The 15,538-nt window shown below is 52.0% G+C and carries 11 protein-coding genes and 2 rRNA genes; 6 read left to right on the top strand and 7 right to left on the bottom strand.

Annotation, left to right across the window (positions count from 1 at the left end; genetic code table 11):
* Positions 1 to 129 precede the first annotated feature (129 nt).
* The 3 genes from HV237_RS06565 to HV237_RS06575 all read left to right on the top strand — a co-directional run bounded on the left by HV237_RS06565 (position 130) and on the right by HV237_RS06575 (position 4,833).
* Positions 130 to 3,036 (top strand): 23S ribosomal RNA (locus HV237_RS06565).
* A gap of 98 nt (positions 3,037 to 3,134) precedes the next feature.
* Positions 3,135 to 3,250: ribosomal RNA gene (gene rrf / locus HV237_RS06570) — 5S ribosomal RNA — on the top strand.
* Between the two features lie 284 nt (positions 3,251 to 3,534).
* Positions 3,535 to 4,833, top strand: coding sequence for an MFS transporter (locus tag HV237_RS06575; RefSeq protein ID WP_016154060.1), 1,299 nt, complete (start codon positions 3,535 to 3,537; stop codon positions 4,831 to 4,833).
* On the opposite strand, the gene HV237_RS06580 is transcribed toward HV237_RS06575, so the two are convergent.
* The 5 genes from HV237_RS06580 to trxC all read right to left on the bottom strand — a co-directional run bounded on the left by HV237_RS06580 (position 4,830) and on the right by trxC (position 10,552).
* Complete coding sequence (locus HV237_RS06580) at positions 4,830 to 5,153, bottom strand: YfiM family lipoprotein (protein WP_016157180.1); 324 nt, start codon at positions 5,151 to 5,153, stop codon at positions 4,830 to 4,832. The two genes, HV237_RS06575 and HV237_RS06580, sit on opposite strands and share 4 nt — an antisense overlap.
* A gap of 44 nt (positions 5,154 to 5,197) precedes the next feature.
* Entirely contained in the window at positions 5,198 to 6,553 is a 1,356-nt protein-coding gene (gene pssA / locus HV237_RS06585; protein WP_003835350.1) for a CDP-diacylglycerol--serine O-phosphatidyltransferase, read from the bottom strand.
* A gap of 114 nt (positions 6,554 to 6,667) precedes the next feature.
* Positions 6,668 to 9,328 (bottom strand): protein lysine acetyltransferase, encoded by a 2,661-nt coding sequence (pat, locus tag HV237_RS06590; RefSeq protein WP_047359241.1) that lies wholly within the window; start codon positions 9,326 to 9,328, stop codon positions 6,668 to 6,670.
* A 36-nt stretch (positions 9,329 to 9,364) separates the two neighbouring features.
* On the bottom strand, positions 9,365 to 10,063 hold the full coding sequence (tapT, locus tag HV237_RS06595) for a tRNA-uridine aminocarboxypropyltransferase (protein WP_019077411.1): 699 nt from the start codon (positions 10,061 to 10,063) through the stop codon (positions 9,365 to 9,367).
* Positions 10,064 to 10,132: 69 nt separating this feature from the next.
* Positions 10,133 to 10,552, bottom strand: coding sequence for a thioredoxin TrxC (trxC, locus tag HV237_RS06600; RefSeq protein WP_003037559.1), 420 nt, complete (start codon positions 10,550 to 10,552; stop codon positions 10,133 to 10,135).
* 207 nt (positions 10,553 to 10,759) lie between these two features.
* Here trxC and HV237_RS06605 point away from each other — a divergent pair, with 207 nt between their 5' ends.
* Positions 10,760 to 11,839, top strand: coding sequence for a tRNA/rRNA methyltransferase (locus HV237_RS06605; RefSeq protein WP_046275240.1), 1,080 nt, complete (start codon positions 10,760 to 10,762; stop codon positions 11,837 to 11,839).
* Between the two features lie 178 nt (positions 11,840 to 12,017).
* Complete coding sequence (gene tnpA / locus HV237_RS06610) at positions 12,018 to 12,476, top strand: IS200/IS605 family transposase (protein WP_181541586.1); 459 nt, start codon at positions 12,018 to 12,020, stop codon at positions 12,474 to 12,476.
* A 107-nt stretch (positions 12,477 to 12,583) separates the two neighbouring features.
* On the opposite strand, the gene ung is transcribed toward tnpA, so the two are convergent.
* A complete protein-coding gene (gene ung / locus HV237_RS06615; protein WP_016154055.1) occupies positions 12,584 to 13,273 on the bottom strand; it encodes a uracil-DNA glycosylase in 690 nt (229 codons plus the stop codon).
* Positions 13,274 to 13,590: 317 nt separating this feature from the next.
* On the opposite strand from ung, the gene grcA reads away from it, so the two are divergent.
* Complete coding sequence (gene grcA, locus HV237_RS06620) at positions 13,591 to 13,974, top strand: autonomous glycyl radical cofactor GrcA (RefSeq protein ID WP_003037563.1); 384 nt, start codon at positions 13,591 to 13,593, stop codon at positions 13,972 to 13,974.
* A gap of 112 nt (positions 13,975 to 14,086) precedes the next feature.
* On the opposite strand, the gene srmB is transcribed toward grcA, so the two are convergent.
* Positions 14,087 to 15,415, bottom strand: a complete 1,329-nt coding sequence (gene srmB, locus HV237_RS06625; protein WP_016154054.1) for an ATP-dependent RNA helicase SrmB — start codon at positions 15,413 to 15,415, stop codon at positions 14,087 to 14,089.
* Positions 15,416 to 15,538: the final 123 nt, after the last annotated feature.

A 15,538-nucleotide genomic window follows, 5' to 3' on the forward strand; every position in this document is an offset into this window, starting at 1 on the left:
GGATCAAGCTGAAAATTGAAACGACACACTGTTTCATTTCTCCGTAAACAAGAAATGAAAAGCGGTGTGTCCGAGTCTCTCAAATTTTCGCAACACTGAAGTGTTTTACGAAACATCTTCGGGTTGTGAGGTTAAGCGACTAAGCGTACACGGTGGATGCCCTGGCAGTCAGAGGCGATGAAGGACGTGCTAATCTGCGATAAGCGTCGGTAAGGTGATATGAACCGTTATAACCGGCGATTTCCGAATGGGGAAACCCAGTGTGATTCGTCACACTATCATTACGTGAATACATAGCGTAATGAAGCGAACCGGGGGAACTGAAACATCTAAGTACCCCGAGGAAAAGAAATCAACCGAGATTCCCCCAGTAGCGGCGAGCGAACGGGGAGCAGCCCAGAGTCTGAATCAGCATGTGTGGTAGTGGAACGGTCTGGAAAGTCCGGCGATACAGGGTGATAGCCCCGTACACAAAAGTGCATGTGTTGTGAACTCGAAGAGTAGGGCGGGACACGTGGTATCCTGTCTGAATATGGGGGGACCATCCTCCAAGGCTAAATACTCCTGACTGACCGATAGTGAACCAGTACCGTGAGGGAAAGGCGAAAAGAACCCCGGCGAGGGGAGTGAAAAAGAACCTGAAACCGTGTACGTACAAGCAGTGGGAGCCTCTTTATGGGGTGACTGCGTACCTTTTGTATAATGGGTCAGCGACTTATATTCTGTAGCAAGGTTAACCGAATAGGGGAGCCGAAGGGAAACCGAGTCTTAACTGGGCGTTAAGTTGCAGGGTATAGACCCGAAACCCGGTGATCTAGCCATGGGCAGGTTGAAGGTTGGGTAACACTAACTGGAGGACCGAACCGACTAATGTTGAAAAATTAGCGGATGACTTGTGGCTGGGGGTGAAAGGCCAATCAAACCGGGAGATAGCTGGTTCTCCCCGAAAGCTATTTAGGTAGCGCCTCGTGAATTCATCTTCGGGGGTAGAGCACTGTTTCGGCTAGGGGGTCATCCCGACTTACCAACCCGATGCAAACTGCGAATACCGAAGAATGTTATCACGGGAGACACACGGCGGGTGCTAACGTCCGTCGTGAAGAGGGAAACAACCCAGACCGCCAGCTAAGGTCCCAAAGTCATGGTTAAGTGGGAAACGATGTGGGAAGGCACAGACAGCCAGGATGTTGGCTTAGAAGCAGCCATCATTTAAAGAAAGCGTAATAGCTCACTGGTCGAGTCGGCCTGCGCGGAAGATGTAACGGGGCTAAACCATGCACCGAAGCTGCGGCAGCGACACTATGTGTTGTTGGGTAGGGGAGCGTTCTGTAAGCCGTTGAAGGTGGCCTGTGAGGGTTGCTGGAGGTATCAGAAGTGCGAATGCTGACATAAGTAACGATAATGCGGGTGAAAAACCCGCACGCCGGAAGACCAAGGGTTCCTGTCCAACGTTAATCGGGGCAGGGTGAGTCGACCCCTAAGGCGAGGCCGAAAGGCGTAGTCGATGGGAAACAGGTTAATATTCCTGTACTTGGTGTTACTGCGAAGGGGGGACGGAGAAGGCTATGTTAGCCGGGCGACGGTTGTCCCGGTTTAAGCATGTAGGCGGAGATTCCAGGTAAATCCGGAGTCTTGTTAACGCTGAGGTGTGATGACGAGGCACTACGGTGCTGAAGTAACAAATGCCCTGCTTCCAGGAAAAGCCTCTAAGCATCAGGTAACACAAAATCGTACCCCAAACCGACACAGGTGGTCAGGTAGAGAATACCAAGGCGCTTGAGAGAACTCGGGTGAAGGAACTAGGCAAAATGGTGCCGTAACTTCGGGAGAAGGCACGCTGATATGTAGGTGAAGTGATTTACTCATGGAGCTGAAATCAGTCGAAGATACCAGCTGGCTGCAACTGTTTATTAAAAACACAGCACTGTGCAAACACGAAAGTGGACGTATACGGTGTGACGCCTGCCCGGTGCCGGAAGGTTAATTGATGGGGTTATCCGTAAGGAGAAGCTCTTGATCGAAGCCCCGGTAAACGGCGGCCGTAACTATAACGGTCCTAAGGTAGCGAAATTCCTTGTCGGGTAAGTTCCGACCTGCACGAATGGCGTAATGATGGCCAGGCTGTCTCCACCCGAGACTCAGTGAAATTGAACTCGCTGTGAAGATGCAGTGTACCCGCGGCAAGACGGAAAGACCCCGTGAACCTTTACTATAGCTTGACACTGAACACTGGTCCTTGATGTGTAGGATAGGTGGGAGGCTTTGAAGTGTGGACGCCAGTCTGCATGGAGCCAACCTTGAAATACCACCCTTTAATGGCTGGTGTTCTAACGTAGACCCGTAATCCGGGTTGCGGACAGTGTCTGGTGGGTAGTTTGACTGGGGCGGTCTCCTCCTAAAGAGTAACGGAGGAGCACGAAGGTTAGCTAATCCTGGTCGGACATCAGGAGGTTAGTGCAAAGGCATAAGCTAGCTTGACTGCGAGAGTGACGGCTCGAGCAGGTGCGAAAGCAGGTCTTAGTGATCCGGTGGTTCTGAATGGAAGGGCCATCGCTCAACGGATAAAAGGTACTCCGGGGATAACAGGCTGATACCGCCCAAGAGTTCATATCGACGGCGGTGTTTGGCACCTCGATGTCGGCTCATCACATCCTGGGGCTGAAGTAGGTCCCAAGGGTATGGCTGTTCGCCATTTAAAGTGGTACGCGAGCTGGGTTTAGAACGTCGTGAGACAGTTCGGTCCCTATCTGCCGTGGGCGCTGGAGAATTGAGGGGGGCTGCTCCTAGTACGAGAGGACCGGAGTGGACGCATCACTGGTGTTCGGGTTGTCATGCCAATGGCATTGCCCGGTAGCTAAATGCGGAAGAGATAAGTGCTGAAAGCATCTAAGCACGAAACTTGCCCCGAGATGAGTTCTCCCTGACCCTTTAAGGGTCCTGAAGGAACGTTGAAGACGACGACGTTGATAGGTCGGGTGTGTAAGCGTAGCGATACGTTGAGCTAACCGATACTAATGAACCGTGAGGCTTAACCTTACAACGCCGAAGATGTTTTGGCGAAAGAGACATCGAAATTCAGCTTGATTACAGATTACATCGACAGACCCGAGAGGTATGTTGATAAACAGAATTTGCCTGGCGGCTGTAGCGCGGTGGTCCCACCTGACCCCATGCCGAACTCAGAAGTGAAACGCCGTAGCGCCGATGGTAGTGTGGGGTCTCCCCATGCGAGAGTAGGGAACTGCCAGGCATCAAATAAGTGAAGAAGCCCATCCTGCCGGATGGGCTTTTTTGCGTCTGCAGGGAGTGAAAACTGCCGGAGGCAGCGTACCGTTTTATCCAGCCCATAAAAGCCCACTCTATTTCAAACCGATTTTTCTCTTTCTCGAACATATCTGAATCCTTTCTCTGCTAATGAAAATCGTGATCTTTCTCTCATAATAAATTATAACAATTATATAACATTTATTTCACCAAAAAAGACACAACCACCATTGATAAATTAATGCAATCGTTGGCAGGGGTACAATTCTAATGGCTGATAGCAGTGTAACTGAGAACGGGGCGCTGGCAGACGGCGATACTCGGCGTCGTATATGGGCGATTGTCGGAGCATCGTCAGGGAATCTGGTCGAATGGTTTGATTTCTATATCTATTCTTTCTGCTCTCTCTATTTTGCTCATATCTTTTTTCCATCAGGAAACACCACCACGCAACTCTTACAAACAGCCGGAGTTTTTGCTGCAGGCTTTCTGATGCGACCGATTGGCGGCTGGCTGTTTGGTCGCATCGCGGATAAGCACGGGCGTAAAAAGTCGATGCTGCTGTCAGTTTGTATGATGTGTATGGGATCGCTGGTGATCGCTTGTCTTCCGGGATATGAAACCATCGGTACCTGGGCTCCTGCTCTATTGCTGCTGGCTAGGTTATTTCAGGGGCTGTCTGTGGGTGGTGAATACGGGACCAGCGCTACCTATATGAGTGAAGTAGCAGTTGAAGGTAAGAAAGGTTTTTATGCTTCCTTCCAGTACGTGACGTTAATCGGCGGGCAGTTACTGGCACTGCTGGTTGTGGTCATATTACAGCAAACGTTAGAAGACTCAGCGCTGAGATCGTGGGGTTGGCGTATTCCATTTGCGTTGGGCGCCGTGCTGGCTATTGTTGCGTTATGGCTACGTCGACAGTTGGATGAAACCTCGAAACAGGACGTTCGTGCGCTGAAAGAAGCTGGCTCTCTGAAAGGTCTGTGGCGTAATCGCAAAGCCTTCATCATGGTGCTTGGCTTTACCGCTGCTGGCTCGCTGTGTTTTTACACGTTCACAACTTACATGCAGAAGTACCTGGTTAACACTGCCGGTATGCATGCCAACGTAGCCAGTGGGATTATGACGGCGGCACTGTGTGTGTTTATGCTGGTGCAACCGTTGTTCGGTGCCTTGTCAGATAAAATTGGCCGACGTACTTCAATGCTGTGTTTTGGCGCGTTGGCCGCGATTTTCACCGTCCCCATTCTGACAGCGTTGCAAAGCGTGACGTCTCCGTATATGGCGTTTGCTCTGGTGATGTGTGCCTTGCTAATTGTGAGTTTCTATACGTCAATCAGCGGTATTCTGAAGGCCGAGATGTTCCCGGCACAGGTGCGCGCTCTGGGGGTTGGATTATCTTATGCGGTGGCCAATGCTCTGTTTGGTGGCTCAGCCGAATATGTTGCGTTATCCCTGAAGTCTGTCGGTATGGAAACAACATTCTTCTGGTACGTTACAGCACTGGCAATAGTCGCATTTTTGGTATCGCTGATGCTGCATGGGAAGGGGAAAGGTCTGCGCCTCTAGTGATGTGCCAGTTGCCAGACCGCATAGCCGGTAGACGCACCTGCAACATCCCAGGCGAAGTCTTTCCAGCTCCAGCCGCTCCCAGCGGGACGGCTGTCCCATAACTCTTTTGATGCGCCCAGGCTGACAGAGAACATCAGGCCGATAGCCGCGCTGCGATCGCGGCTGTTGCCCTGATGTTGAGCATATTCGTTTCCAGCTGCGGAGAGCATAGCGGAGGCGATAAAGTGTTGAGCCTTGTCTTGTCCGCTCCAGCGGTCGTTTGCCATGTGGCTGCAGCCAGAAATGGCCAGAATACTGAAAAGAATAAACAAGCGCACCGTTGCCTCCATAGGAAAAACCCCGTCACTTGACGGGGTCTTGGTTACAGAATACGGCTAATTAGTCTGTCGATACGGATACGGCGTAGTCGACGGATGAGCTTACGCACTTTGACTGGATAGTCGGCAATGCTTTGCAGGTCGCGATAGTGCTTAACGACGGTAGTATGTGTGCGAATAAGCTCCAGCTCTTTATCGCGCTGGGGAGTCAGCTCTTGCTTCGGATCGTGGATAAGGATGGCGTTTTCCAGATCCAGACGCCAGGCGCGAGGGTTAAGGTTGTTGCCGGTGAGCAGCATCCATTTATCATCAACCCACATGCCTTTCAGATGATAGGTGTTGTCATCATCTTTCCATAAGCGCACGACCAGTTGGTCGGTATTTACGTAATATTGCAGTCTGCTCAGGAAACGGCGCAGGTTAATTTCATACAGGTAGGGCAGCGCGCCGATGATTTTAAATGGCTCATCTTCTGGAATGAAAAAGTCGTTGGCGGTTTTATCACCGACAATGATCTCGACCTTTTTGCCTTCACGCAGCAGCTGAATGATATTGCGCACCAGTATAGCGGGCAGGTTGAAATAAGGGGTACAGATTGTGAGCTTGTGCTCCGCGCAGGGCATAAGGTGGAAAATGGTCTTATTTAACAGACTGGATTTTCCAAGGCCTACCAGAGGCGTTACCGAAAGCTGTTCATTATCCGCATCACCCTGAAAATGGAATGACGCATCGCGCAGTTCCTGACGGTACAGGCGGATGTCGTTTTTAATTTCCGGGCTTTTAGGGCGATTAATATCATCAAGGCGATTAACGCCGCGACCGTTCATCAGGTTCTGCGTGACCCAATCGAACATGATATCGGCCATTTGCGCGTTGCGAATCAACTGATAACGGTCATAGCGATATTTATCATGCTGATGCAGATAAACATCATTCAGGCTGGCCCCGCTATACAGGACGCTGTCATCGATGATAAAGCCTTTAAAATGCAGGACGCCAAGCGCTTCTCGGGTGTTAATCGGAACACCGTAGACAGGAATATCAATACCTGGGTTTTCTTGTGCCATTCGGCAATACCAGTCAGCGTTGGTATTCGATGCCGCAGCACCAATACGTCCGCGCTGGGCTCGGTGCCAGTCGACAAGCACCCGGACATCCAGTTCAGGACGCTGCCGTTTTGCCGCATAGAGCGCGTCGAGTATGCCTTTGCCACCGTCATCCTGTTCCAGGTACAGCGCAATAATGCAGATCCGTCGCGTCGCGCTGGCTATTTTTTCCAGCAGAGTCTCCCTGAAATTAGCGGGAGCATAAAAGAAATCTACATCATCAACTGACTGAGAAATCTTGGGTAGTTGGGCAAGGTGTTGTTGATGTTTATTACGCTTAAATTTTGACAACATCACAGTGCATTTCTTCTCTGTTCATTGAAGGGTCCTCTGTGCTATGCAGACGACATAAGCGGGTAATGATACCACCAGTACCTATTAATGTGGTCAACATTTCCAGTACCTTACTCACGATTCCTCAAATTGGGCCAGATTAAGCGTTAGCCCAACAATTCCCTCTTCGAGTTGGACGTCAACAGCGAACCCGAGTTTCCGGGCCAGGGCGACCATCCCACGATTGTTTGGCATCGTAATACCATTCAAACGTCTAAGTCCGTGATCTCGGGTATATGCAATTAATTTTTCCATCAATCGGCGACCCAGTCCAAGCCCTTTGAGATCTGAACGAACCAGCACGGCGAACTCGGCGTCAATGTTATCAGGATCCGAGATTGCTCGCGTTACGCCGAGGATCTCTTGCTGATTGTTTTTACAGCGTACCGCAACAAAGGCCATTTCCCGATCGTAGTCGATCTGCGTCATATTGGCTAAATCTTCGTGGGTAAATTCGTTGATCTCACTGAAATAGCGATAATAAAGATCTTCTTTTGTTACCTGAGAAATGAACTGCTGCAGATGAGGTTCATCCTCGGGCAAAATAGGGCGGAACAAGCAACGCTCGCCGTTCTTCAACTCCACCCATTCTTCAAGCTGATGGGGGTAGGGACGTATAGCCAGTCTGCTTTCGTTATCGCCCGTGAAAGGGGCAATGTCCAGCGTGACATCCAGCGCGGTAAATTCACCGGCGGAGGCCAACAGCGGATGAATATCCAGACGCTGAATTTCCGGGCAATCGACGATCAGATTGGAGACCTGCACCAGAAGCTGACTTAACCCGGCGATATCCAATGGGCGTAATGCGCTGCGAGCGCGGATCTTTTTATTTTTGATCCCCTGGATCACCAGATAACGCGCCAGATTCATGTTCAATGGCGGCAACGCCACCACGGCTTGCTCTTCTGGTCGCCACTCAACTCCGCCTTCACCAAGCATAATCAACGGGCCAAATACCGGGTCATGTTCAACGACGACGCGCAGCTCCTGAGCGCCAGCGCGATTCGCCATACTTTGTACTAATAAACCGTGAATGCGCGCCTGCGGCCAGGCCATTTTTACCCGATCAAAAATCGCATTGGCTGCCTGCTGCACCTCTGTTGCCGTTCGCAGGTAGAGCATTACCCCCTGAACTTCTGATTTATGTGGGATATCAGGAGAACGCAGCTTTAGCGCCACCGGGTAACCGATTTGCTCCGCGATGTGTACGGCTTCAGCGCTGTCGCTGGCGATCCACGTCGGCAGTGTGTGTAAGCCATAGGCTTGTAAAATCGGCTGCACTTCATGGGTATCCAGCGACGTTGCTCCTTCAGCAATCGCCTGCTGTAACAGATTATGCGCCTCGGCGGTATTGGTGGTCAGGTAGTCGGGCAGCGCAGGGGTTTCCCGCAGTTGCTTCTGGTTACGCCGGTACTCCACCATATGCATAAACGCGGTGATGGTGCCTTCTGGCGTGCGGTAGGTAGGTAATCCGGCTTCGCTAAACAGTCTACGGGCTTCCTGGGAGGAAAACTCTCCGCACCAGTTGGTCAGTAACGAGACGAACTTACCGCGGGGATGACGTTTTACCGCCTCGATTAACGCTTGCGCGCTTTCTGTTCCCGGGGCGGCTGCGCTGGGTGAGTGAATCACCATCAGTGCGTCGAAATCCTGGCTGGCGAGCAAGATATCCAGCGTCTTAACGTAGTGTTCGCTGCTGGCGTCGTCACGCAGATCCAGTGGGTTGGCGATATCAATATGTTCAGGTAGCGCATCGCGTAATTTCTGGCAGGTATCTTCACTCAATGTCGCCAACTTGCCATTTTTTGACCACAGCTCATCTAATGCCAGTGCGGCAGGCGCGGCCCCATTGCTGATGATCATCAGCCTGTCGCCGCGCAGTGGACGCATGTGGCTCAGGGTTTCTACCGCAGAGAACAGCTCGTGAGTGTCTTGTACGCGTAATAAACCGGCGCGCTGGATAGCTGCGTCCCACGCTGGGTCCATCCCTGCGCTGGTATGCAATAAACGCTGCGCCGCCGGGCTGCGACCGCTCTTAATCACCAGAATGGGTTTATTGCGCGAGGCGCTACGGGCGGCGGAGACAAAGCGCCGGGCATCACTTAAATGTTCGAGATACAGTAATATCGCGCTGGTTTTACTGTCGCGCGCCAGGTAATCCAGCAGTTCATCAACGTCGATATCCAGGCTGTCGCCCAGCGCGATGAACCAGGAAAAACCCATGTCGCGCTGTTGCGCCCAGTCCAGAATGGTGTTGGAAATCGCCGCTGACTGGGAAATAAATGCCAACTTACCGCGCTTGATGGGGACGGGGGAAAAGCTGGCGTTAAGCCCCTGCCAGGGCGCGAGAAGTCCCAGGCTGTTTGGGCCGAGGAGACGTATGTTGTAGCGTGCGGCGCAGGCCAACAATTCCAGGTGCTGCGATGCGGGAGCTGAAAGAATAATGCAGGTTTTACAGCCTTTCTCGCCAAGCACTTCGAGTAATGCCAGGTTGCGGCTGGCATTGGTGCACAACACGGCAAGGTCTGGGCTAAAAGGCAGGCTGTTGATATTGGGCCAGGCCAGGACGCCCAACACCGCTTTCCATGCTGGCGTCACTGGTAAAACAGGTCCATTGAAACCGCCGGCAAGCAGGTTACGCATCATCAGGTAACCTGCGCGATTAGGCTTCATTGACGCCCCAATCACCGCAATGGATTTCGGTCGCAGTAGTGCTTCCAGACCACGCTGACTCATATCGGCTTCCTTAATGACACCAGTGACCGAATGATTTTAAACGCTTTCTGGCGAGTCTGCTGTGACGCTTCCCTGATGTTGAGTTTTTCCTGCCAGGTAGCGGGTTTTAAAGCGAGTGAAATGATCGCTCAACCCCTCCGCGGCTTGCGTATCGCCCGCCAGATCCAACAACGCGATGGCCACTTCGGCAGTACAGTATTGCCCTTCGGCGTGAATGCCACGCAGGTGGTAAGCGGAAAGTCGTGATAAATCAACGGAGATCACCGGCAGGTTATCAAGGTACGGGCTTTTACGGAACATTTTACGTGCTTCAGGCCAGGTACCATCAAGCATGATAAACAACGGCGGTTTACCGGCTGGTGGAGCGAAAATCACTTCACGCTCTTCGCCCGCATAGGATGCCGGGAATACAACCATCGGCTGGTAATCCGGATTTTTCACCAGTTCGAGCAGCGCCTGTGGCGGTTCGGTGCGTGACCACTGAAAAGCCGTGGTATCGGGCAAAATATCGGCAATCAAACGTCCCGTATTGCTGGGCTTCATCGGCTCGGTATCAAACATCACCAGACAAAAGCGGCTTTTGGCCTCAGACGGCACCAGCGTTGCGCACAAGCAGAGCTTCAGTGGCAGCAGGCAGCGCTGACAGCGGCGAATGCGATTACCTCGGGCAAGGAAAGGGCGCGTGGCGCGCGCGAGGCGCTCAGCGCGTAACTGAAGAACAGCGTTATCGGTCATGGGAGAACACGTTGAAAAACGCTATTGTCGCAGAGGTGAAAACGGGGCACAAGATGCGCCCCGTAGAGATTATAATGATTCGTTAAGCCAGCTATCAAACGGGGCTTTAGGTACAGCGCCATTAAGCATGTCGACGATTTCACCTTTTCTGAAGATCATAATGGTCGGGATGCTGCGGATACCGAAACGGGCGCTGAGTTCACGCTCGGCTTCTGTATTCACTTTAACAAAACGCACTTTACCGCTACGCTCTTCCGCGACATCTTCAAAAATCGGGGCGAAGTTACGGCATGGACCACACCAGGGGGCCCAAAAATCAACCACCACCGGGAGATCGTCTTTTAACAGTTTATCCAGTGTTTCACCGGTCGCATTGATCACCTCCCCATCAAACAGGTCGTGACCACAGCGTCCGCATTTAGCCGCTTCCTGGACACGATCGTCGGGGATGCGGTTGATAGCCTGGCAGCTGGTACAAACGGTATTCATAACTAACCTCTGGATGAGTGGAGTGGACTTCACGGCAGTAACGCCAGTATGTTTCTATTATGTTACATATTATCGGGGAGTCTGTTCTAAACAACAATGCGTTTTATTCAATGAGTACAATAGTCCTTAGCTTTTAAATGAAATAATGGCTAACGACGTGCACATCGGGTAATCTTCGCGCTTCGCGCAGAGCAGGTGGAGAAAAACATGAGCGACGAACTGAAGAATAAAAACGGCAAGGTCAAAGTGATGTACGTCCGCAGTGACGATGACTCGGATAAACGCACCCAAAATCCACGTACTGGTAAAGGCGGCGGTCGCCCCGGTACTTCCCGAGCCGAAGGCGGTCGTCGCCCTGCCCGTGATGACAGAAAGGGTCCGAACAGCGAACGTGGTCGCGAACGTGGTCGTGGCCGCGATGTAGAACGCGACCGTGGACGTGAAGATTCACCATGGCGTACCGTGTCCCGCGCACCGAATGATGATGCAGCAGACAAAGCCGATCACGGTGGTATCAGCGGCAAAAGCTTTATCGATCCTGAAGTATTACGTCGTCAGCGCGCGGAAGAAACCCGTGTTTACGGTGAGAATGCCTGTCAGGCTCTGTTCCAGAGTCGTCCGGACGCTATTGTTCGCGCCTGGTTTGTTCAGAGCGTAACCCCGCGCTTTAAAGAAGCATTACGCTGGATGGCGGCGAACCGCAAAGCCTACCACGTGGTTGACGAAGCCGAGCTGGCGAAAGCCTCCGGCACTGAACACCATGGCGGCGTTTGTTTCCTGATCAAAAAACGTAACGGTACCACTGTTAAGCAGTGGGTTGGTCAGGCCGGGGCGCAGGATTGCGTGCTGGCCCTGGAAGACATTGCTAACCCGCACAATCTGGGCGGCATGATGCGTAGCTGCGCGCACTTCGGTGTGAAAGGCGTGGTGGTACAGGATGCGGCGCTGTTGGAATCAGGTGCGGCTATCCGCACCGCTGAAGGCGGAGCTGAGCACGTTCAGCCGATCACCGGTGACAGTATTGTCGATGTGCTGGACGACTTCCGTAATGCGGGTTACACGGTAGTGATGACCTCAAGCGTGAAAGGCAAGCCGCTGTTTACTACCACGTTGCCGGAAAAAATGGTGCTGGTATTAGGGCGTGAGCGTGAGGCTCTGCCAGAAGCAGCATGCTCAGCCGACGACCTGTGCGTGGCGATAGACGGTACGGGCAACGTAGAAACGCTCAACGTTTCTGTCGCGACCGGCGTGCTGCTCGCGGAGTGGTGGCGTCAGAACAAAGCCTGATAATAAAAATGCCAGCGATTCGCTGGCATTTTTTTGTGCACAGAAAACCCCCTGCTAGGCTGGGGGTTCCGGAAAGCTTTCAGCTTTGGGCCAGTTATTAAAACCCCTTTTGATTTGTTAAAACACATTGCGGTCTGGCAACTGCAAATGTTTAACAAGAAATCAAAAGGGGGTCCCAATGGGGGACGAAAAGAGCTTAGCGCACACCCGATGGAACTGTAAATATCACATAGTTTTTGCGCCCAAATACCGGAGACAAGCATTCTACGGGGAGAAACGCAGGGCGATAGGCAGCATCTTAAGAAAGCTGTGTGAGTGGAAAAACGTGCGGATCCTGGAAGCGGAATGCTGTGCGGATCATATCCATATGCTTGTGGAAATCCCACCCAAAATAAGCGTATCCGGCTTTATGGGGTATCTGAAAGGGAAAAGCAGTCTGATGCTGTATGAACAGTTTGGGGATATGAAATTCAAGTACAGGAATAGAGAGTTCTGGTGCCGGGGATACTACGTAGATACGGTGGGTAAGAACACGGTGAAGATACAGGAATACATAAAGCACCAGCTTGCAGAAGATAAAATGGGTGAGCAGTTATCGATCGCTTATCCGGGTAGCCCGTTTACGGGCCGTAAGTAACGAAGTCTGATGCAAATGTCAGATCGTATGCGCCTGTTAGGGCGCGGCTGGTAACAGAGCCTTATAGGCGCATCCGAAAAACCTCCGGCTATGCCGGAGGATATTTATTACTCGCTTTCTGCTGGTAATACCGGCGTCCAGTCAATCGGCTTTTCACCTCGCTGTTCCAGCCACTCATTAGCCAGTACAAAATGATTGCAGCCAAAGAAACCGCGATGCGCAGAGAGCGGTGATGGGTGCGGCGCTTTCAATACATGGTGACGCTGCGCATCAATAATCGCACCTTTCTTTTGTGCGTGTGAACCCCAGAGCAGGAATACCACGCCTTCCCGATGTTGGTTAATCAGGCTGATGACTTTATCGGTAAATGTTTCCCATCCCAGACTGGCGTGCGAATGTGCCTGCCCGGCACGGACGGTAAGCACGGTGTTGAGTAACAGCACACCCTGGCGTGCCCAGCTTTCCAGATATCCGTGCGTTGGGCGTGTGAAGCCAGGAATCGTTGCTTCCAGCTCTTTGTACATGTTCAGCAACGAGGGCGGGGTGGCAATACCGGGGCGGACAGAAAACGCGAGACCGTGTGCCTGGCCCGGACCGTGGTATGGATCCTGCCCTAAGATGACGACTTTCACGTCGCCAAGTTCGGTAAAGCGAAAAGCGTTGAATACATCTTTTTGTGGCGGATAAATTGTCATACCTGACTGACGCTCGCCCGCCACAGTATGCAGCGTGTTAACAAAATAAGGCTGCTGTTTCTCTTCTGCCAGCACATCGTGCCAGGTTAATTCGGTGGCCATCTCGCTCTCCTGCGAATTTTCAATCCCCCTAGCTTAACTGCTTCTTTCGACGTCGCAAAATTCTGTACGTTTCTCAAGGGGCTACCCCTTAAAGATAGTTGAAAATTTATGTAAAAAGTTTAGCTGCGCATGTGGCGTAAGTTGATGTAAAACAATAAAATCCACCTATCACCACTTTTCATGTGTGGTTTTTATTGATTTAAATCAAAGATTCAAGGGTGTGTGAGGGGTATATATACACTCAAGCAACAATGGTTTTACCAATTGGCCGGATGACGGCCAACCGAGATCAAATAATTTTGCCGGGGAGGCATCAAATGATTACAGGTATCCAGATTACTAAAGCTGCAAATGACGACCTGCTGAACTCTTTCTGGCTGCTGGACAGCGAAAAAGGCGAAGCACGCTGCATCGTTGCGAAAGCAGGTTTCAATGCTGATGAAGTCGTTGCTGTCAGCAAACTGGGTGAAATCGAATACCGTGAAGTACCGGTAGACGTACAGCCGGAAGTCCGTGTGGAAGGTGGTCAGCACCTGAACGTGAACGTTCTGCGCCGCGAAACTCTGGAAGATGCAGTTAAGCATCCGGAAAAATATCCGCAGTTGACCATCCGTGTTTCTGGTTATGCCGTGCGTTTCAACTCTCTGACGCCAGAACAGCAGCGCGACGTTATTGCTCGTACCTTTACTGAGAGCCTGTAAGGCTCACGGGGAATAACCCCGTCTGGCAGAGAATCTGAAAGCGGAAGATGCCAACGTATCTTCCGCTTTTTTGTGCACAAAAAATGCCGGGCTAAACGGCCCGGCATTCGGTTTACTCTTTGTCGGACTGCTGAGTAGCAGCTCCGCTCGGCTTACGACGTTTGCCGATATTTTTGGCGTCGCGGTGACGTTTTTTCACCCGCGGTTTCTCTTTCTCTTTCGCTTTTTGCTCGGCGCGCTTCGCCAGCACTTTCTTGGATGGCTTACCGTTAGATTTCTCACTTGGCGCGCGCGTGGTTGGACGCAGTTCGTCGATGACGCGTGCTTTCAGTGGCTCGTCAATATAGCGGCTCGCTTTGCCGAGCAGCAGATGGTCGTGGGCTTCAACCAAAGAGATCGCAGTACCTTTACGGCCTGCACGACCGGTACGGCCAATGCGGTGCAGATAGGCATCGCCACTGCGCGGCATGTCGAAGTTAAACACGTGGCTGACGTCAGGAATATCGATCCCACGAGCGGCAACGTCGGTTGCTACCAGCACGTTCACACGACCATCGGTCAGGCGTTTGATCGCTTCATTACGTTTGTTCTGCACCATCTCGCCTTCGAGATAGCAGTTATTAATGCCCGCCTGGCGCAGCCAGCCTGCCAGCTCGTGCACACGCTCGCGTTTACGTACGAAGACAATCGAGCGGGTCGCTTCCGGCTGTTTTAACAAATGGATCAGCAGGGCAGTTTTGTGCTCGATGTCATCGGCACGGTAGTAAAACTGATGAATCTTCTTGCGTTCGCGGGTAGACGGATCCGCCGAAACTTCGACCGGATCCTCCAGCAGACGCTCAGCAAAATCTTTGATCGCATCGCCTTCCAGCGTGGCGGAGAACAGCATAGTTTGCTTACGCCAGCGGGTTTCTCCAGCGATATGCTCGATGTCCTGGGCAAAGCCCATGTCCAACATGCGGTCTGCTTCATCGAGGATTAGTGTCTCAACCGCATGACAGTCGAAGTTTTCTTCTTTAATGTACTGCAGCAGACGACCGGTAGTGGCGACCACGATGTCCTGGTTTTCGCTAAAGACTTCCATGTGGTTCATGTAAGCCACGCCGCCGGTAATCGTGGCGATATCCAGATGCGTATTCTTCGCCAGTTCACGGGCGTGTTCGGCAACCTGCATCGCCAGTTCGCGCGTCGGTGTCAAAATCAAAATGCGCGGCGGGCCAGATTTCTTGCGCGGGAAGTCGAGCAGGTGCTGCAACGCTGGCAGCAAATATGCCGCCGTTTTACCGGTGCCTGTCGGCGCAGAACCGAGTACATCACGGCCATCGAGCGCAGGCGGAATGGCGGCAGCCTGAATGGCGGTCGGGCGAGTGAAACCTTTTTCCTGGAGGGCATCCAGAAGGCTTTCATCGAGTTCAAGTTCGGAAAAAGTCGTTACAGTCATGTTCTACCTCTGAGTGGGGCGCTGATTATAGACGTTACGGCTGCAATCTTCATCTGTTTGTATGGATATACCTTCTCAGGTATTGTTTTTATCCTATGTTATCGTTTTTTTTCCAGGAAGGTT

The organism is Citrobacter sp. RHBSTW-00570 (assembly GCF_013739755.1).
Classification (GTDB): Bacteria; Pseudomonadota; Gammaproteobacteria; order Enterobacterales; family Enterobacteriaceae; genus Citrobacter; species Citrobacter braakii.